This window comes from Corynebacterium sp. MSK195, from assembly GCF_030228885.1.
Taxonomy (GTDB): Bacteria; Actinomycetota; Actinomycetes; order Mycobacteriales; family Mycobacteriaceae; genus Corynebacterium.
In genome coordinates this window covers 1-17,242 of sequence record NZ_JASPGT010000018.1, presented here as the reverse complement: position 1 = coordinate 17,242, position 17,242 = coordinate 1, and the positions used below count along the sequence as shown (strand labels likewise).

19 protein-coding genes are annotated in these 17,242 nt (G+C 60.9%); 9 read left to right on the top strand and 10 right to left on the bottom strand.

All coding sequences use genetic code 11. The annotated features are described in order from the left end of the window. Positions 1–94: 94 nt before the first annotated feature. The 3 genes from QP909_RS11340 to QP909_RS11330 form a co-directional block, all read right to left on the bottom strand. Entirely contained in the window at positions 95–958 is an 864-nt protein-coding gene (locus QP909_RS11340) for an aldo/keto reductase (RefSeq protein ID WP_284767294.1), read from the bottom strand. A 69-nt stretch (positions 959–1,027) separates the two neighbouring features. Beyond that, complete coding sequence (locus QP909_RS11335; RefSeq protein ID WP_005323855.1) at positions 1,028–1,387, bottom strand: FKBP-type peptidyl-prolyl cis-trans isomerase; 360 nt, start codon at positions 1,385–1,387, stop codon at positions 1,028–1,030. Positions 1,388–1,509: 122 nt separating this feature from the next. Next, positions 1,510–2,802 (bottom strand): citrate synthase, encoded by a 1,293-nt coding sequence (locus tag QP909_RS11330; RefSeq protein WP_284767293.1) that lies wholly within the window; start codon positions 2,800–2,802, stop codon positions 1,510–1,512. 160 nt (positions 2,803–2,962) lie between these two features. Here QP909_RS11330 and serC point away from each other — a divergent pair, with 160 nt between their 5' ends. From serC to QP909_RS11315, 3 genes are all read left to right on the top strand, one after another. Further along, positions 2,963–4,081, top strand: a complete 1,119-nt coding sequence (gene serC, locus QP909_RS11325) for a phosphoserine transaminase (protein ID WP_284767292.1) — start codon at positions 2,963–2,965, stop codon at positions 4,079–4,081. Positions 4,082–4,194: 113 nt separating this feature from the next. Beyond that, complete coding sequence (gene sepH / locus QP909_RS11320) at positions 4,195–5,070, top strand: septation protein SepH (RefSeq protein WP_284767291.1); 876 nt, start codon at positions 4,195–4,197, stop codon at positions 5,068–5,070. A 2-nt stretch (positions 5,071–5,072) separates the two neighbouring features. Further along, on the top strand, positions 5,073–5,903 hold the full coding sequence (locus tag QP909_RS11315) for a DUF6928 family protein (protein ID WP_284767290.1): 831 nt from the start codon (positions 5,073–5,075) through the stop codon (positions 5,901–5,903). Here QP909_RS11315 and QP909_RS11310 read toward each other — a convergent pair. The 3 genes from QP909_RS11310 to QP909_RS11300 are packed head-to-tail and all read right to left on the bottom strand — an operon-like array spanning position 5,864 to position 8,801. Then, a complete protein-coding gene (locus tag QP909_RS11310) occupies positions 5,864–6,670 on the bottom strand; it encodes a TrmH family RNA methyltransferase (RefSeq protein ID WP_284767289.1) in 807 nt (268 codons plus the stop codon). The genes QP909_RS11315 and QP909_RS11310 overlap by 40 nt on opposite strands. A 9-nt stretch (positions 6,671–6,679) precedes the next feature. Further along, positions 6,680–8,083: an NCS2 family permease gene (locus QP909_RS11305; RefSeq protein ID WP_284767288.1), complete on the bottom strand. Its 1,404-nt coding sequence runs from the start codon at positions 8,081–8,083 to the stop codon at positions 6,680–6,682. A gap of 49 nt (positions 8,084–8,132) precedes the next feature. Then, positions 8,133–8,801 (bottom strand): DUF3027 domain-containing protein, encoded by a 669-nt coding sequence (locus QP909_RS11300; RefSeq protein ID WP_284767287.1) that lies wholly within the window; start codon positions 8,799–8,801, stop codon positions 8,133–8,135. Between the two features lie 38 nt (positions 8,802–8,839). Between QP909_RS11300 and QP909_RS11295 the strand changes: the two genes are divergently transcribed. Continuing rightward, positions 8,840–9,604 carry a glutaminyl-peptide cyclotransferase gene (locus QP909_RS11295; protein ID WP_284767286.1) on the top strand — a complete coding sequence of 255 codons (765 nt, stop codon included), beginning with the start codon at positions 8,840–8,842 and terminating at the stop codon, positions 9,602–9,604. Between the two features lie 6 nt (positions 9,605–9,610). Beyond that, complete coding sequence (locus tag QP909_RS11290) at positions 9,611–10,189, top strand: DUF2771 domain-containing protein (RefSeq protein WP_284767285.1); 579 nt, start codon at positions 9,611–9,613, stop codon at positions 10,187–10,189. On the opposite strand, the gene QP909_RS11285 is transcribed toward QP909_RS11290, so the two are convergent. Further along, positions 10,186–10,566, bottom strand: a complete 381-nt coding sequence (locus QP909_RS11285) for a cold-shock protein (RefSeq protein WP_284767284.1) — start codon at positions 10,564–10,566, stop codon at positions 10,186–10,188. The genes QP909_RS11290 and QP909_RS11285 overlap by 4 nt on opposite strands. A 320-nt stretch (positions 10,567–10,886) precedes the next feature. Here QP909_RS11285 and QP909_RS11280 point away from each other — a divergent pair, with 320 nt between their 5' ends. Then, positions 10,887–11,516, top strand: coding sequence for a resuscitation-promoting factor Rpf1 domain-containing protein (locus QP909_RS11280; protein WP_275435529.1), 630 nt, complete (start codon positions 10,887–10,889; stop codon positions 11,514–11,516). A gap of 85 nt (positions 11,517–11,601) precedes the next feature. On the opposite strand, the gene QP909_RS11275 is transcribed toward QP909_RS11280, so the two are convergent. Beyond that, the gene (locus tag QP909_RS11275) at positions 11,602–11,787 is read right to left on the bottom strand and encodes a hypothetical protein (RefSeq protein WP_005329460.1); all 186 of its coding nucleotides are present in this window, start codon (positions 11,785–11,787) and stop codon (positions 11,602–11,604) included. Positions 11,788–11,853: 66 nt separating this feature from the next. On the opposite strand from QP909_RS11275, the gene QP909_RS11270 reads away from it, so the two are divergent. The 3 genes from QP909_RS11270 to QP909_RS11260 are packed head-to-tail and all read left to right on the top strand — an operon-like array spanning position 11,854 to position 16,111. Continuing rightward, positions 11,854–13,869, top strand: a complete 2,016-nt coding sequence (locus tag QP909_RS11270; RefSeq protein WP_284767283.1) for a helicase-associated domain-containing protein — start codon at positions 11,854–11,856, stop codon at positions 13,867–13,869. Beyond that, positions 13,866–15,491 (top strand): DNA repair helicase XPB, encoded by a 1,626-nt coding sequence (locus QP909_RS11265; protein ID WP_284767282.1) that lies wholly within the window; start codon positions 13,866–13,868, stop codon positions 15,489–15,491. Before QP909_RS11270 ends, QP909_RS11265 begins: the two co-directional genes overlap by 4 nt. Beyond that, positions 15,488–16,111, top strand: a complete 624-nt coding sequence (locus QP909_RS11260) for a DUF3239 domain-containing protein (protein ID WP_284767280.1) — start codon at positions 15,488–15,490, stop codon at positions 16,109–16,111. Before QP909_RS11265 ends, QP909_RS11260 begins: the two co-directional genes overlap by 4 nt. Here QP909_RS11260 and QP909_RS11255 read toward each other — a convergent pair. Continuing rightward, positions 16,108–16,890, bottom strand: coding sequence for a DUF6880 family protein (locus QP909_RS11255; protein ID WP_284767279.1), 783 nt, complete (start codon positions 16,888–16,890; stop codon positions 16,108–16,110). The two genes, QP909_RS11260 and QP909_RS11255, sit on opposite strands and share 4 nt — an antisense overlap. Before the next feature lie 47 nt (positions 16,891–16,937). Then, positions 16,938–17,242: HNH endonuclease (locus QP909_RS11250; RefSeq protein WP_284767278.1), on the bottom strand; the 305-nt coding region annotated here is incomplete at its 5' end.

The window sequence follows — 17,242 nt, the reverse complement described above, 5'->3', positions numbered from 1 at the left end:
GATGCAATATCGAAATCAGACCCTTGAAGCCCTAACCGCCTAGAATTAAACCAGTCCAACTTTCGGGGGCCAGTTCATTCATCTGCGGTTGACGTTACTCTTCGTTGCCTGGGAATTCGCGTGGGTCATTGAACATGCGGCCAAAGCCCTCCTGGCCCTCAAGGGCGTCAATGGCGGATACTTCCTCCGCCGTGAGCTCCAGCTCGGTGGCGGCCAAGTTTTCCTTCAGGCGCTCGGTGCGCGCGGACTTCGGAATGACGGACATGCCCTTGGACATGAGGTAGGACAGCACAACCTGCCCCTCGGTCACCTCGTGGTCAGCAGCAGCCTGCTCAATCACCGGGTTATTGAGCACAACGCCGCGCGCCAGCGGGGCCCATGCCTCGGTGACGATGTCATTATCGTGATGGAAGGCACGCAGGCTGGACTGGGTAAAGCCCGGGTGAATCTCCACCTGGTTGAGCACCGGGGAAATGCCGGTGGTGGAAATGAGATCCTTGAGCACGTCCTCGTAGAAATTGGCCACACCGATGGACGCAATCTGACCCATGCCCTGCAGGCGGGCGATAGCCTCAAAGGTCTCGTTGTACAGGCCGCCCTGCGGCCACGGCCAGTGGATAAGGTACAGGTCGAGGTAGTCCAGCTGCAGATCCTTAAGCGACTGCTGGAATGCCTCTTCTACCTTGTGCTCACCCTGGTGGGAGTGCCACACCTTGGAGGTAATAAAGAGCTCATCGCGGGTGACGTCGCCGGCATCCATTGCCTGCTTCAGGGCGGTGCCTACCGCCTCTTCGTTCTTGTAGAGCGTGGCGGTATCGAAGTGGCGGTAGCCCAAATCGATGGCCTCGCGGATGACGCGGATGCAGTCCTCGTCATATAGCTTGTACGTACCCAAGCCCAGCTGGGGCATTTCGCGGTCATCATTGAAAGTTACGGTTGGCACAGTCATGCCCTCCATTGTGCCGCAGTTTTTCTGACCGCGCCGAAAACGACGAAACCCCAGGGCGAACCCTGGGGTTGAGCGCTTTTAGTCGGCGCGGATGAGGTCAATAATGAAGACCAAGGTGCGGCCGGACAGCGGGTGCGCACCACCGGCGGGGCCGTAGGCCTTTTCCGGCGGGATGATGAGCTTGCGGCGGCCGCCCACCTTCATTCCCGGGATGCCCTCTTGCCAGCCGGCGATGAGACCGGTCAGCGGGAACTCGATGGACTGGCCACGGTCCCACGAGGAATCGAATTCTTGGTTGGTCTCGTATTCAGCGCCGACGTAGTGGACCTCCACTACGGCACCAGGCTGCGCCTCAGCACCGTCGCCAACGACGATGTCTTCTACGACAAGGTCCGTGGGCGCTGGGCCAGACTGGGCTTCAATAACAGGCTTATCCATGGGGATTATTCTCCTTGGGAAATCTAGTTTGTTCGTGCGGTCGCATTAAAAACCGAACCGAGCTGCACCTATTATAGGTGCTACCACTCGATTCGGCTTAATTAGGCTGACCGCGGAGCGCTTTAACGCTCGCTACGCGGGGTGACCTTACGCAGGGACTCGCCGGTGTAAATCTGGCGCGGACGGTTGATCTTGGTGTTGATCTCCAGCTGCTCGCGGTACTGTGCAATCCAGCCCGGCAGGCGGCCGATGGCGAAGAGGACGGTGAAGAAGTCCGTCGGGAAGCCCATGGCGCGGTAGATTAGGCCGGTATAGAAGTCCACGTTCGGGTAGAGCTTGCGGGAGACGAAGTAGTCGTCATTCAGCGCAATATCTTCCAGCTTCATGGCCAGATCCAGCATTGGGTCGCCGCCCAAGTGCTCGATGATCTCGTGTGCGGTGTCCTTCACAATGGCCGCGCGTGGGTCGTAGTTCTTGTACACGCGGTGGCCAAAGCCCATGAGACGAACGCCCTTTTCCTTGTTCTTCACGCGGTTCATGAAGTCGGTAGCGTCACCATCGTGGTTGTTCTGGATATCTTCCAGCATCTCCAGAACGGCCTGGTTTGCGCCGCCGTGCAGCGGGCCGGACAGGGCGTTAATGCCGCCGGCGATGGAGACGAACATATTGGCCTGAGCGGAACCAATCATGCGCACGGTGGAGGTGGAGCAGTTCTGCTCGTGGTCAGCGTGCAGGATAAGCAGCTTATCCAGGGCCTTAGCTACAACCGGGTCTACCTCGTACTCCTCGGTGGGGTAGCCGAACATCATGCGCAGGAAGTTCTCACGAGCGTTCAGGCTATTATCCGGGTACATATAAGGCTTGCCCTGAGAAGCGCGGTAAGCGTACGCAGCCAGCATTGGAACCTTAGCCAGCAGGCGGACCGTGGCCTTATCCAACTGCTCCGGGTCGAGCAGGTTGAGCTGATCCTGGTAGTACGCGGAAAGAATGTTAAGGGAGGAAGCCAGCACGGCCATTGGGTGCGCGTTGCGCGGGAAGATATTGAACGCGGCCTTGAAGTCCTCATCTAACAGGGTGTGGTGGCGGATTTCGCGGTTAAAGTGGCTGAGCTCTTCCTCGTTAGGCAGGTGTCCCTTAATCAGCAGGTAAGAAACCTCATTGAACGTGGCGTTTTCCGCAAGGTCCGCGATATCGTAGCCGCGGTGGCGCAGGATACCCTCTTCACCGTTAATGAAGGTGATCTTGGACTCGGTGGAACCGGTGGAGGTATAACCAGGGTCGAAAGTAACGAGTCCGGTCTCGTTACGGAGCTTGGAGATGTCAAAGCCAGAGTCGCCCTCGGTGGACTGCTTGATGTCCATCTCGTACTCGCCGCCTGGGTACTGGAGCACTACCTTGTTGTCTTCAGAAGCCACGGAAGTTCCTTTCTCTATGTGAAGAGTCATCATTATGCACTAACTTAAGGAAGTTAGCTTGATACCTCTTCACACTTTAGCAAACTTTGTGACGCCGCCTACAAGTTTCGGTCAGCTAAAATAACTGCCGTTCGACCGGAACTGTTCTACACTTGCACGCATGAGCACTCCAGAACTTACGCTGCCCACCGACCTCCTGCCTGCCGACGGCCGCTTTGGCTGCGGCCCCTCCAAGGTTCGCCCCGACCAGCTTGCGGCCATTGACCCCGCGGTCATGGGCACTTCTCACCGCCAGCCGGCAGTGAAGAACCTCGTAGGTTCGGTGCGTGAAGGTTTAAGCGATCTCTTCTCCCTGCCAGAGGGATACGAGATTGTCCTTTCTCTGGGCGGCGCTACTGCCTTCTGGGATGCTGCCACCTTCGGCCTTATTGAACGCCACTCCGCCCACCTCACCTTTGGCGAGTTTTCCACTAAATTTGCCAAGGCCGCCGCGGGTGCACCCTGGCTCGATGCCCCATCCATCGTGGAAGCCCCCGTGGGCACGGCGCCCGACCCACGCGAACTCTCCGCGGAGGCGGACGTCGTCGCTTGGGCACACAATGAAACCTCCACCGGTGCGATGGCAGAAGTCACCCGCCCGCACCCCCGCAATGATCAACAGCTGGTGGTCGTGGACGCCACTTCCGGCGCGGGTGGTCTGCCCGTGCACATCTCCGATACGGATGTCTACTATTTCTCGCCACAAAAGTGCTTTGCTTCCGACGGCGGCCTGTGGCTCGCCGCCATGTCCCCCGCCGCGCTGGAGCGGATTGAGAAAATCAACGCCTCCGAGCGCTATATCCCCAACTTCCTCAACCTGCAGACAGCAGTAGATAACTCCCGCAAGAACCAGACCTATAACACCCCGGCAATCGCCACCCTGCTCATGCTGAACAACCAGGTCCAGTGGATGAATGCCAACGGCGGCCTGGACGGCATGGTTGAGCGCACTACGGATTCCTCCACCACGCTGTATAACTGGGCCGAATCCCGCCCGGAGACCACTCCCTTCGTCGCGGCGCCTGCGTCCCGCTCGCTCGTGGTGGGCACCATCAACTTCGCAGAGTCCGTCGATGCCGCAGCGCTCGCCGCCACCCTGCGCGCTAACGGCATCGTGGACGTGGAGCCGTACCGCAAGTTGGGCCGTAACCAACTGCGCATCGGCATGTTCCCGGCTATTGAGCCGGCTGATATCGCCAAGCTGACCCAGTGCATCGACTACGTCTTGGATGCGAATTAACGCCTCACCCCTCAACATGCCCCGCCGCCTCGCAGGCTGCGGGGCATATTCACGTTATAGTTGAATGCATCACAGATTTGTCCGCCGTCGATAGGCAAAAGGAGCGCCCTATTATGCGCGAGCTGTTCCCAGTTGACAGCGAGTCGACCGAAACCTCTTTGGTGCTGCGCACCGAAGACGGCGAAGAGTTTTTCCTCTCCATCACCGATGAGCTGCGTGAGGCCCTGCAGGGCGAGCAGGAGGAAACCCCGGAAGAGGAACCGGCGGCTCCGGCCATCAGCCTGGCCAAGCCCACCAAACCGGAACCGGTGGAAGAGACAAAGATCCGCCCGGCGGAGATCCAAAACCGCATTCGCGCCGGCGCCTCTGCGGCGGAGCTGGCGGAAGAAATGGGCGTGACCGAATCTCGCATTGAGCCCTTCGCCTACCCGGTCATGCTGGAGCGCAACCGAATCGCGGAGATTGCCAAGCAGGCCCACCCGGTCCGCGAGGACGGGCCGGCCAAGCTCACCTTGTGGGAGGTTCTGGCCACCGCCTTTGCCGCCCGTGGGCACTCGCTCTCCGAGTCCACCTGGGATGCCTACCGCCACCAGGGCGAGGCCTGGATCGTGCGCGTGACGTGGAAGGCCGGCCTGTCCGAGAACGAGGCCGAGTGGTACTTCAAGCAGTCGATGTCCTCGCCTGCCACGGTGGAAGCACGTAACTCGGTGGCCGCCGACCTGACGGACCCGGATTTCGTGCAGCCGGTGCGCTCGCTGACCTCGCTGGGCAGCGGCCGCTATGACGAAGCTATCGATGGCGACCAGCCCAGCAACGTCACTGACCTCACCGCGCCAACCACCCCTCCGGAAGAGCCGGAGGAAGAGGAGTTCTTGCAGAACCCCTCGCCAGAAGAAAAGCCCACCAAGCGCCGCCGCAAAGCCGTCACCCCGCATTGGGAGGACGTGTTGCTCGGCGTTCGCTCCAATACCAAGCGCCCTAGGGACTAATCGTGGACATCTCTCACGCAGTACTTACTCTCTGGTACATCTCTCAGCCCAATGCGGAAGAGGTGTTGAAAACCGAGCCCAAGGCAGACCGCGGCTTTGGGCGGAAGTTCCTCGCCCAGCTAGATCCCACTTTCCCGGTCACACCGATTGGGCAATTCCCGCTCAACCGCTCCGCGCAGACGGATCCAAACGAGTACTACATCGGCGGCTACCCCGGCATCACCGTGGTGCAAACGGTGTGTGAAGGCGACTCTGTCCTCCTGTCTCAGCTGCCGGACACGCTGCTCAACGCGGTGCCCGCCCAGCGGGTTATCGCGCTGGCAAGCAACGAGAAGGAAGGCTACGCCGGCTTTGCGCTCTGGGAGGGCGGCGAGCTCAAGCGCTGCCTCTGCGCTACCCGCGAGCACCTTTATGAAGACACCGGCTTGCCCGAACCTTTCGAGGCTCCTTATTGGGCGGGCGAAAAATACGAGCCGCTCGGCGGTATTTCCCTGCCATTCGAGCCGCTCGGCATCATGGAAGCAGCCCAGGAATACTGGCTTGGCATTGAGGTCGGGCACGATGGCCCTGATCTCGACGTCGTGGGCTACGCGGTCGATGGCCGCCCAGAGCCGAAAATCGACCCGCCGAAGCCCAAGCGGACCGTTGGCGAGCTAGCGGCGCAATCGGCCAATAAGCTGGGGCTCAACGATTACGACGACTACGAGGACCACAACGCCGAGCCGGAATCCACCGGCGAGGAAATTATCTCCACCGCCAAGCACTTGGGTTCGCTCCTTGGCAATTGGAGCGCTCAGACGTTTAAGTCGCTCAAGGAGCGCTGGCGCTCATAAAAGGAAATGGCGGCAGCGGTCGCCACATTAAGAGAATCGGTGCCAGGGGCCATCGGTATGCGTGCGCGTATATCGGTGGCCTTCATTGCGTGTTCGGTAAGGCCGGGGCCTTCCGCGCCGACGAGCATCGCCACCTTATCTAGGCCATGCATGGCCTCGGCCAAGTGCACAGCCTGGGGGTTGGGGGTTAAGGAAATGAGGGTAAAGGAGGCGTCGGCAAGCGCCTGCAATGAACGCTGCCAGGTAGTAAACCCGCCTTCTAAATGGGCAAAAGGCAAGCGCAGCACGTGCCCCATGGACACGCGCACCGAGCGCCGGTAGAGCGGATCCGCCGCACCGGAGCCCAGCAGCACCGCATCCACGCCCATGCCGGCAGCGTGGCGGAAGATGGCGCCGATATTCTCGTGATCGCCCACGCCCTCGAGCACGGCGATTGTCTGGGCGGATTCCACGATCTCGCTTACCTCCGGCTCCGGGGCGCGGTCCGCGGCGGCGACCAGCCCGCGGTGCATATCGAAGCCGGCTACCTCCGCTAGGGTCTCGCGAGAGACCTCGTAGATGGGGCACTCGGGTTCGCCATACTCGGAAATATAGGCCTCCACCTTCTTGGGAAAGCCCACGAGGCAGCGCATGGGGAACCGGGATTCGGCCAGCCGGGAGACCACCAGCGGGCCCTCAGCAATGACGAGACCCTCGCCGGACTTATCGGATTTGTTGAGGTTCCGAATATCGTCCAGGCGAGGGTCTGTGGGGTCAGTAATCAGCATGCCCTTAGGCTAGCCGATGGCATTGGAAATCGGATCCATGCCAAAGAAAATCACGAAGAGGCCAGCCAAGAGCCACATGATCCAGTGCACGTCCTTGGCCTTGCCGGCGAAGGTGGACATGAGCGCGAAGGAGATGAAGCCCACGCCGATGCCGTTGGCAATGGAATAGGTAAACGGCATGGTCACAATGGTCAGGAAGGCGGGGATGGCGATCTCCATCTTGGTCCAGCGGATCTCGGTCAGCTGCGCGGCCATCATCACGCCGACGATGACCAGCACCGGGGAGGCCGCCTCGATGGGCACGATTTCATACAGCGGCGTCAAGAACATCGCGGCGAGGAACAGCACACCGGTCATGAGGTTGGCCAGGCCGGTGCGGGCGCCATCGGCAATGCCGGCGGAGGAATCCGCAAAGACGGTATTAGAAGAAGCAGAGCCTAGGCCACCTGCTACCGCACCAAAGCCTTCGACGACGAGGGCCTTCTTCATATCGGGGAGGTTGCCGTCGGCGTCGACAAGCTTGCCTTGCTTGCCCAGGCCGGTCATGGTGCCCATCGCATCAAAGAAGTTGGTCAGCAATAGAGTGAAAATCAGCAGTACCGTAGAGACCACGCCGATCTTGGTAAAGGCGCCCACCAGGTTCACATCGCCCACGATGGATAGATCCGGAATGCCGCCGAGCGCCTCCGGCTTCACGGGTGCGGCCATGCCCCAATCCTCGGAGCCGGTAAACGCCTGGATAATAAACGCGATGATAGTGGTGAGCACGATGGCGATAAAGAGCCCGCCCGGCACGTTACGGATGACCATAAAGGAACAAATAATGAGGCCGATGACAAAAACCAGCGCCGGCCAAGTAGAAATCGAACCATTGATGCCCAGCCCCACCGGTACGGTGGTATTCGCAGCGTCCGGCACGCGGGTGACAAAGCCACCGTCCACGAGGCCAATCATGGCGATGAACATGCCGATGCCCACGCCCATCGCCGCCTTCATGGACTGCGGGATGGCGTCAAAGACGGCGGTGCGGAAACCGGAGATGGCCAGCAGGACGATGATGATGCCCTCGATGACCACCAGGCCCATGGATTCTTGCCAGGTCAGCCCGCTGGTGGCGACCATGCTCACGCCCACAAAGGTATTCATGCCGAGGCCGGCGGCCATGGCGAAGGGATACTTGGCAATCGCGCCGAAGAGGATGGACATGACGCCGGCGACCAGCGCGGTGGCGGCGGCGACCTGTGGCACGCCTAGCGCGTAGCCTTCCGCGTCCTCGGTAGTACCGAGGATGAGCGGGTTCAAGAGGATGATATAGGCCATGGCGAAGAACGAGACCGTTCCCGCGCGTAGCTCGGTTCCAATGGAGGAACCACGTTCAGAGATATGGAAATAGCGATCGAGAGTGGCTTTCAACGCCTGCGCCTTTCACGTACAGCGAGTCTTACGCCATAAGTGTGCTGCCTTAATCCTCGATTTCAAAATCCTGGAAGATGGGCTTTTCATCATCGAAGGCCACTTCCGGGGTCTTTTCTTCCCGCACGCGCGTTTGCGAATGCGCACCGCAGCCATAGCGCGAGTGCACCACCCGGCCGTCCGCCGAGTACTCATTGGCGCAGACGCCGTAGTTGTCCATCAGCTGCACATAAAACGCACAGGTGCGGCATTGCAGTCGCGCCTTGGCCGCCATATCCGTATTCGGGCCAAACTCGGTGCGCCAACGCTTCTTGGCGTCTTCCAGGCCGGATTTAGACAAAGTTTCCCCGTCCAGGCGGGAATCATCCACGGCCGGTGGCATCAGGTCTCCGGGTCCAAGGTCGCCGGGCCGCACGCGGTCCTCATAGGGCACCCATTCCGGCGGCTGCAGGGCCTCCCCGCCCGGCACCAGCGCCACCTCATTGACGGTGACGTAGCGCGATCCCTCCGCGCAGGCGAGCACCGCCTGCCATTCCCAGCCGGGGTAGCCAGGCATTTCTGCTTCAAATCGGTGGGTAGCAACGTTTCGGCCCATCCCGGCGACGCCGATATGCTTACCGACGCCCCCGTCCCCCACCTCATCCAACGCCTCGCGCGCGATGCGCACGGCGCGGGAATCGATCAACGGATTTGCTTTTCGCTTACTCACGCCCCTCATTATTCATTATGGAGCGCACGCGGTGGTACATATGGTGCATGTCGTTTCTTTCCCGCGCCGCCTGCATTCTCCTCCCCTGCACGCTCGTAGCCTGTTCCTCTACCCCAGCAGAACCCGAAGTAGAGCACCTCTCCGTCGAGGTTCTCGGCACCGCTTCCCTGCCGCCCAATTCCTTTACGCAGGGCCTCGAAACCGATCCGGACGGCAACCTGCTCCTGGGCACCGGTCAATGGGGCGAGTCCCGCTTGGAGCGCTTCTCCCCCGAAACCGGCGAAACCTTGGCCGAAACGCGCCTGGATAAGCGCTACTTTGGCGAGGGCATCACCCAAGCCGGCGATTTCATCTGGCAGCTGACCTGGAAGTCCGGCCAAGCCCTGAAATACGACCACGACCTGCGCCAGGTAGATACCGCCACCTACTCGGGCGAGGGCTGGGGTCTGTGCAATACCGGCGAGGATCTCCTCATGTCCGATGGCTCCGCGACCCTGCGGCACATGGACCCAGAGACCTTCGCGGAGCGCTCCACTACCGACGTCACATTAGAGGGAAAGCCCCTCGAAGACATCAATGAACTCGAGTGCGTGGGCGATGCCGTCTACGCCAATGTGTGGATGGATGACAACATCTACCGCATCGATCCCTCCACCGGCCGAGTAACCGCCGTCATCGCTACCGACGCGATTGATAAGTCCCGCTATACCGACCCCGATGATGTCCTCAACGGCATCGCACACATCACAGACGATGAGTTCTGGCTTACCGGCAAGCGGTGGGAAGAACTCTTCCACGTTCGAGTAAGGTAAAGGCCCATGGCAACCCGTAAGGAAGCAAGGAAAAAGTCGCTGCTGCAGATCTTGGCCCTCATCGTGGTCGTGGCGGTCATCGTCGCCGCCGTAGTGATCTTCCAAAACTGGTGGAACCAGCGCCCGGGTCCCGATCCCCGCGACATCAAGGTCACCGCCTCCGTAGGCGATAATTCCATCGACGTCGCCCCGTACATTGCATGCGAGCCCGGCAGCGAGTGCCCAGAAGGCGAGGTCCCGAACCTCACCGTGGGCGATGATGACACCCTCAAGCTCGATATCCCCGAAGAAATCTCCGACCACGAGTGGAAGATTCTTTCCATCTACGATGACCCCGCCGCCAACGATGAGACCGCGCACGGTGCGAACGAGACCACCGAGGTAACGATCCCCGGCTCGGTAGAACCCATCAAGGCCTCCACTGGAAAGCGCCCCCGACTCAAGGTGGTGGAGATTTCCTCCATGATGATCGGCACCGATGACAACGGTGACGAAACCCCCTTGGCCACCGTGTGGTCACTGACCACGATGACCGATAAAGAACGAGAAGCCTCCGCGGAGGAATCCACGAAGGCTTCTAATTAGCTATCCAAATCCTTCGCGATTGCGCGGAGGATTTCTGCTACCTGGCGCCCAGTCTTGCGCTCCGGGTAACGACCGAAATTGAGCACCGGCTGAATCTGCGACTCCAGCAAGGTCATTACGTCAGAGACCATGCTGCCGAGCTCTTCCGGCTTGCGGGCCGGCGTGCGGCGACGCGGCTTATCCAATACCTTGACCCGCAGCGCCTGCGGACCGCGGCGCCCGGCCGCGAAGTCGAAGTCGATGCGCTGGCCGGGGAACAGTTCCTCTACCCCCTTGGGCAGCACGTTGCGGCCAACATAAACGTCTTCATCGCCCGGGTTGCTGACGAAACCGAAACCTTTCTCGGCGTCATACCACTTCACTTTGCCAATAGGCATAGGTACCCACCTCTTCTCTAGGGGAAAATCTTTATTTTAGCCGCCTGGTCAAAACAACAGAAGTCGCGCACTCTGCCGCGACACACCCGCTCTACATGACACAGATCACATGTTGCCGCCCACCTGCGAAAATACCCCTTCACCCACCACATTTGTCTCATTTCTTTCCCATTTAGTGCCCATAACGTGACACTTTCGTTATAAACCGCTACGCTGTCCTCCAGACACTTAAGAGCCGTTAAGAAAGTTGCCCTCGCCCGCCCTTTCTTTTTGGTACATATTTTTGCACTTAATGCGGGCACACAGAGAGGACTAACGACATGGGACGCCACTCCGCTAAGAACCGTATGGCCGCTAAGTTCACCGCCGGCACCGTCGCCTTCGGCGCCGCCGCTGCCATCATGGCCCCGACCGCATCCGCCGCCCCAGATTCCGACTGGGACCGCCTGGCACAGTGCGAGGCCGGCGGCAACTGGCACATCAACACTGGCAACGGCTACCACGGCGGCCTGCAGTTCAACCCGCAGACCTGGCAGGCCAATGGTGGTGGCCAGTTCGCTGCTACCGCCGATCAGGCTACCCGCGAGCAGCAGATTGTCGTCGCCGAGCGCGTGCTTGCCTCCCAGGGCTGGGGCGCATGGCCGGCTTGCTCCGCTTCCCTTGGCCTGAACTCCGCTCCGACCCAGCGCACCGCTCCGTCCGCTGCCCCTAAGGCTCCGGCCCAGGCACCGGCTCCGGTCAAGCAGGCTGCCGCTCAGAAGTCCGACGAGCTGGCCGTTGATGCTCTGTACAACACCATCAAGAATGCCGCTAACTCCTACGGCCTGGCTCTGCCCCCGCAGTTCACCGAGCTGTACAAGGCTAACCGCCACGACTTCAACAACTTCTACTCTGCCAACCGCAACGTCATCGACCCGATTGCGCAGATGATTGAGAACATCACTCGCTAATACATAGCGATAAAGGGCCCATTGCAATAGCAATGGGCCCTTTTTGTATGAAAGAAAAATCCCCGCACCAAGGCGGGGACATACTCTAGCGATTGATGCGAGTATAAGGGTGAACGTAGTTCAGCTTCTCTGCCGGCATCGGCAAGATCAGATCATCGCCGTAGGGGCTGGACGCACCAGCAAAAGGCGCAGAGATTTCCGTGATTGCGTGCTCGCGATTTTCGTTCTTCGGCCAAGCCGGGGAAACGTGACCCTTCTTCTGATTCGACATAGCCCTTATTATTTCAAACCTTGCGCAAAAACGTAACTCAAACGATAACTAAACTGGGGTGACATCATGACTCAGTCTTCCCACCTCCCGCATTTCCGCACGTGGCTCGCCTCCCTTGAGGAAGAAGAGCTCGCCATCATCCTCCGCAACCGGCCGGATGTACTCAATCCGCTACCCCCGAGCATCGCCGCGCTCGCTACCCGCCTGCTCCTGCGCACCTCCATCGCTCGGGCTTTAATGAACTGCACTGCACGGCAGCTTGCGGAAATTGAAGACATCGCGCGCCGCGGAGGAGAACTCGAAGAGGTAGAAGACCTTAATCCGGATATCACCCGCCAGCTCAAGGAACGCGGCCTAGCCTATGGCAACATCCTCATCCCACCCGAGGTCATGCCTGCCCTTCCCACGGGCTGGTCCCTCCTCGACCAGGTCCAGGTCAGCCCGGAGGACATCGCCGAGCTGCCGGACGAAGAACGGAAGGTCCTCGAGACCCTATCGCGCTCCAATGGCCTGGGTACCACGCGAGATGCGGCCATCGATGCGGATCCGGGCCGGCCGATTCCGCGGCTCATCGCCAAGCAGCTGCTCCAGCGCGTGGACGCCACCACCGTCCGCCTGCCGCGCGCCGTGCACCTTGCGCTCAACGGCAAGCCCACCGCCCCAATCCCAGTAGAGGGAATCACCGAATCCCCCGCCCCGGATTCCAAGGCCGATGATGCCGGTACCGCGGCCGGGCTTTCCGCCGTGCGTGGCATGCAGCGCGTCATTGACGCCCTAGGCGCGCGGCCGATAGAACTACTCAAGGACAAGACCGTCGGCGTTCGCCAGCTCACCAACCTGAGCAAAACTCTCACCATCGATGAGGAGGAGCTACGTCGCCTCATCGGCCTGGGCATGACCGCCCGCCTGCTCAGCCGCGGCGAGCCGAAAAACTTCGAGGGCAATTTCCTCGCGCCAACGGAGCTCGCCCAGGCTTGGCTCGATGCGAGCCTCGCCGAAAAGTGGCAGGTCCTGCTCGAGGCGTGGACTGCCTCCCCATGGACCAAGGAAGGCCGCACGCTAGCGCACACCAATGACCGACTTCCTAGCTTCAGGGATAAGGTCCTGCAGGTCTACCTGCGCGGGGCGAAGCCCACCTTCGAAGAATCCCTGCGCTTCCACTTTCCGCTCTTTGCTACGCACACTTCGGACGAGACCATCGCCGAACTCCGCGCGGAAGCCGAGTGGATCGGCGCGATCGCCCTTGAGCGCCCCACCAGCGTGCTTATCGACGCCCCCGACGCCGCCGCCCGCCTCACCCCCGACACGGTCGATTACTTCCTCATCCAAGCGGATATGACGATCCTGGTTCCCGGTCCGCTCGATCCGGAGACCCACCAGCGGCTCGAAACAGTCGCCGACCTTGAGTCCCCCGGACTGGCCAGTGTCTATCGCATCTCGGATGCTTCCCTGCGCCGCGGGCTCGATCGTGGCATGACTGGGGAGGAAATCCAGGCCTTCTTCGCAGCCCACGGGGAGGTACCGCAGACGCTGGAGTTCCACATCGGGGACGTCGCCAAGCGCCATGGCACCCTGCGCTCCGGCCCGGCACTGTCCTACCTGCGCAGCGAGGACCCGGCACTCCTCCAGATTGCGCTCAAGGCGGCGCCCTTGCGCCTACTCGCGCCCACCGTCGCGGTATCCCAATTGCCGGTGCACGACTTGCTGGAGCGCCTGCGCGAGCACGGACTATCCCCTGCCGCAGAGGATGAAAGCGGCGCCAGCCTTAACGTCGCGCCCGAACCGGCTACCCTGCCGACGCCCACCGCCCGCCGAGCCACCGCTTCCCCGGACATTGCGAAGGCGATGCGCACCCTGCGCGACGACGCCGCGCCTTCCACGCCCAGCCTCGACATAGTCCACGCCGCCGCGCGCACTGCCCGGCCGATCACCATCGGCTATGCGGATAAGAACGGCAACGAAAAGAAACGTACCGTCACCCCGCTGACCGTGGCGGGCGGGCAAATCGACGCTCGCGCGGCCGATGGCTCTACCATCCGGTTTCCCTTGCACCGGATCACCTCCGTTACGCTGGAGCCATGAATGGACCATTGATTGTGCAGTCGGATAAGACCGTCCTGCTCGAGGTGGATCACGCCCAGGCCGCTGAGGCCCGCGCCGCGCTCGCTCCCTTTGCGGAGCTCGAGCGCGCCCCCGAGCACGTGCACACCTACCGCATCACCCCGCTCGCGTTGTGGAACGCCCGCGCGGCCGGGCACGACGCTGAGCAGGTCGTCGACGTCCTAGAAAACTACTCCCGCTTCCCAGTCCCCCAAGCCCTGCTTGTCGACGTCGCCGAAACCATGTCCCGCTACGGCCGCGTCCGCCTCCACGCTCACCCGGCCCACGGCCTCATCCTCGAGTCCGATGAGCCGCCCATCCTGGAAGAACTCTCCCGTGGCGCTACCGGAAAACTCCTCGGCGCTCGCATCGACGAACATTCCATCGCCGTCCCTCCCTCCGAGCGCGGCCGCCTTAAGCAAGCCCTCCTCAAGGCCGGTTGGCCGGCCGAGGATCTCGCCGGCTACGTCGATGGCGAGTCCCATCCCATCGCCCTCAATCACGACGGCTGGCAGCTACGCGACTACCAGCAGTACGCCACCGAGGCCTTCTGGTCCGGCGGTTCCGGCGTCGTCGTATTACCGTGCGGCGCTGGAAAAACCATCGTCGGCGCGGCTGCGATGGCCAAGGCGGAATCCACCACGCTCATCCTGGTTACCAATACCGTCGCCGGCCGCCAATGGCGCGACGAGCTCCTGCGCCGCACCACCCTGACCGAAAACGAAATAGGCGAATACTCCGGCGAAAAGAAGGAAATCAAGCCCATCACCATCGCCACCTACCAGGTGGTCACCCGCAAAACCAAGGGCGAATACCGCGCCCTCGAGCTCTTCGATTCCCGCGACTGGGGCCTCATCATCTACGACGAGGTCCATCTCCTTCCCGCCCCGGTGTTCCGCATGACGTCGGACCTTCAATCGCGGCGTCGGCTAGGGCTTACCGCTACCCTCGTGCGCGAGGACGGCCGCGAGGGCGACGTCTTCTCCCTCATCGGCCCCAAGCGCTACGACGCCCCGTGGAAAGAACTCGAAATGGCCGGCTATATCGCCACCGCCGAATGCATCGAGGTCCGCGTGGATATGGACGCCGAGGAACGCATGCTGTATGCCACCGCCCAGCCTCGCGACCGCTACCGCATCGCCGCCCAAGCCGCCGCCAAGCTCCATGCGGTGGACAAGATCCTGGCCCGGCACCCACAGCAGGCGCTCATCATCGGCGGTTACGTTGACCAGCTCAAGGAGCTCGGCGCGCATCTCGACGCCCCCGTTATCGACGGCTCCACCTCCACCGCCAAGCGCGAGCGCCTCTTCCAACAATTCCGCGACGGCACACTTCCTGTTCTCGTGGTGTCCAAGGTGGCCAATTTCTCCATCGACCTTCCCGAGGCAGCCCTAGCCATCCAGGTCTCCGGCACCTTCGGCTCCCGCCAAGAAGAGGCCCAACGCCTCGGCCGACTGCTGCGCCCCAAGGAAGAGGAAGCCCTCTTCTATTCGCTGGTCACCCGCGATAGCCTCGATGCGGACTACGCCGTGCACCGCCAGCGTTTCCTCGCCGAGCAGGGATATGCCTACCGGCTTATCGACGCACTAGACTTGGAACAATGAAAATCTTCAAGTTCGACGTAGACGAGTCCTTTGCCAAGGCCAATAACGAGCTCTTGCGCGATTCCAACCGCCTTCGCATCTCCGGCCTCGTGCTGGGCATCCTGCTCATCATCGGCGGCGCGGCCATCTGGTGGGGATTTTCCTGGGGCATTACCATCGGCCTCGGCATGATCCTTTTCGGAATCATGGTGGCCATCGTCGGCTTCGCCGCCGCCCGTAAAGTCGGCACCGCCCAGCAACTCTATGACTCCTATCCCCTCGCTCCGGCTGTCATCGCTGAGGTTAACGAGCGCGACATGGTCCTGCTCGCCCTAGTCAACACCAACGTGGATCCTTCCCTGCCTCCCCGCTGGGCTGCATGCTTGCGCACCGTGACCGCCATCCCCGGCACTCAACGCACGGTAGGCACCAAGGTTCCCGTCGCCGCTGTGTCCGGCCGCGCGGACAACAACCACTGGCAGCAAATCACCCCTATGCCCATCGCGTGGGGTACCCCAGACGCCGAAACCGTCACCATTGCCCGGAAAGCCATCCCCCAAGATCAGTGGCAGCGTCTCGAGCGCGCCCGCAAGCGCCTTTCCGACGTAAAAGCTACGAAGTTCGACCTCCTAGTTCTCTAGGGCTCCACAAACCTTTCTGGATAAAGCATTACTTCTAGGAGCGGGTCCGGCCACTTGTTGAGAACTATCTGGGCGACCTCTTCCTCCCTTTCGGGGAAATGATCCCTCGCTAGTTCCACCCAGAATTGCCCGCAGGACCGCGCCTGCCAATCTGGATCAGATTCGGTTCCACGCTTCGCGTACTCCCACGCAGCGTCATACTCACCGATTTCTTCTAAGGCTTTAGCTGCCTCTTCGAAATAAACCGCGTAGCTACCCTCAGCCAGGTGTGTACGAATGATTGCTTCGACGTCTTGATCTAAAACCGCAAAGCGCTTCTCCATATACTTGCGGCGGATAACATCTGCGTTTTCCGCCCAAGCGCGCACCCGAGCCAGGCCGTCTTCTCCGAGGACCGTTGAATATGCAACAGGGTCAAGATCGAAATAATCAACCCCGTTGCTCTCATGGAAATCAATGAACCACTCGGCCAGCTCCATTGGCGCAGGCTTGGCGCGCTGTGCGCTCTTAGCATGGAGCTCGATAAGCTCTTCAACAACCTCACTTAACATGCCAAGTGAGTCATCCGCATTGGCTATCACATCTACGGCAATCTCCAGCGCTTCTTGCACAACGGAGAATACTTGGGCTGGATCCTCCGAAGGGTCCTCCACGGCAAAATCGAGCACGCCAATTCCATTTTGCATTTTCAGTGCACGTCTAGCTGCCCGGTCCTCATCAAGAAAGGATCGGGTCCTACTCTGAAAAAATGGCAAGGCGATGGCAGCCAGTGAGCTCATCAGTTCGGCCTCCTCGGTAGGCTGTCAGCCCATTCTAACGGCGTCCGCTAATCTTCGGAGGTCTTCCTTTCTGTTCGTTGTTGTTGGTGTGTGAGGTATTGGGCCCAGGTGTGGTTCCAGTGGGTGTGGTGTGTAGCTAGTGGTCCGGTGGGGTGGTCTAGTTGGTAGGTGCCGTCTCGGTGTAGCCAGGCGATGGTGCCGGTGATGGGGTCGAGGATGTAGTGGATTCTGCGGTCGGTTTTGATGTTGTGGTGGTGTTGGCAGAGGTTGACTAAATTATCTGGGCTGGTTGGCCCGCCGAGGTGGTATTCGATGCGGTGGTCGAGTTGGCATCTAGTGGCGGGGACGGTGC

Excerpts from the sequence above, each read along its gene's own strand:
- QP909_RS11300 (WP_284767287.1), bottom strand. The coding sequence starts at position 8,801 with ATGAGGGGCGTGAGTAAGCGAAAAGCAAATCCGTTGATCGATTCCCGC.
- QP909_RS11275 (WP_005329460.1), bottom strand. The coding sequence starts at position 11,787 with ATGTCGAATCAGAAGAAGGGTCACGTTTCCCCGGCTTGGCCGAAGAAC.
- QP909_RS11290 (WP_284767285.1), top strand. The coding sequence starts at position 9,611 with ATGGCAACCCGTAAGGAAGCAAGGAAAAAGTCGCTGCTGCAGATCTTG.
- QP909_RS11255 (WP_284767279.1), bottom strand. The coding sequence starts at position 16,890 with ATGAGCTCACTGGCTGCCATCGCCTTGCCATTTTTTCAGAGTAGGACC.
- QP909_RS11270 (WP_284767283.1), top strand. The coding sequence starts at position 11,854 with ATGACTCAGTCTTCCCACCTCCCGCATTTCCGCACGTGGCTCGCCTCC.
- QP909_RS11280 (WP_275435529.1), top strand. The coding sequence starts at position 10,887 with ATGGGACGCCACTCCGCTAAGAACCGTATGGCCGCTAAGTTCACCGCC.
- QP909_RS11285 (WP_284767284.1), bottom strand. The coding sequence starts at position 10,566 with ATGCCTATTGGCAAAGTGAAGTGGTATGACGCCGAGAAAGGTTTCGGT.
- QP909_RS11310 (WP_284767289.1), bottom strand. The coding sequence starts at position 6,670 with ATGCTGATTACTGACCCCACAGACCCTCGCCTGGACGATATTCGGAAC.
- sepH (WP_284767291.1), top strand. The coding sequence starts at position 4,195 with ATGCGCGAGCTGTTCCCAGTTGACAGCGAGTCGACCGAAACCTCTTTG.
- QP909_RS11295 (WP_284767286.1), top strand. The coding sequence starts at position 8,840 with ATGTCGTTTCTTTCCCGCGCCGCCTGCATTCTCCTCCCCTGCACGCTC.
- QP909_RS11340 (WP_284767294.1), bottom strand. The coding sequence starts at position 958 with ATGGAGGGCATGACTGTGCCAACCGTAACTTTCAATGATGACCGCGAA.
- serC (WP_284767292.1), top strand. The coding sequence starts at position 2,963 with ATGAGCACTCCAGAACTTACGCTGCCCACCGACCTCCTGCCTGCCGAC.
- QP909_RS11260 (WP_284767280.1), top strand. The coding sequence starts at position 15,488 with ATGAAAATCTTCAAGTTCGACGTAGACGAGTCCTTTGCCAAGGCCAAT.
- QP909_RS11335 (WP_005323855.1), bottom strand. The coding sequence starts at position 1,387 with ATGGATAAGCCTGTTATTGAAGCCCAGTCTGGCCCAGCGCCCACGGAC.
- QP909_RS11265 (WP_284767282.1), top strand. The coding sequence starts at position 13,866 with ATGAATGGACCATTGATTGTGCAGTCGGATAAGACCGTCCTGCTCGAG.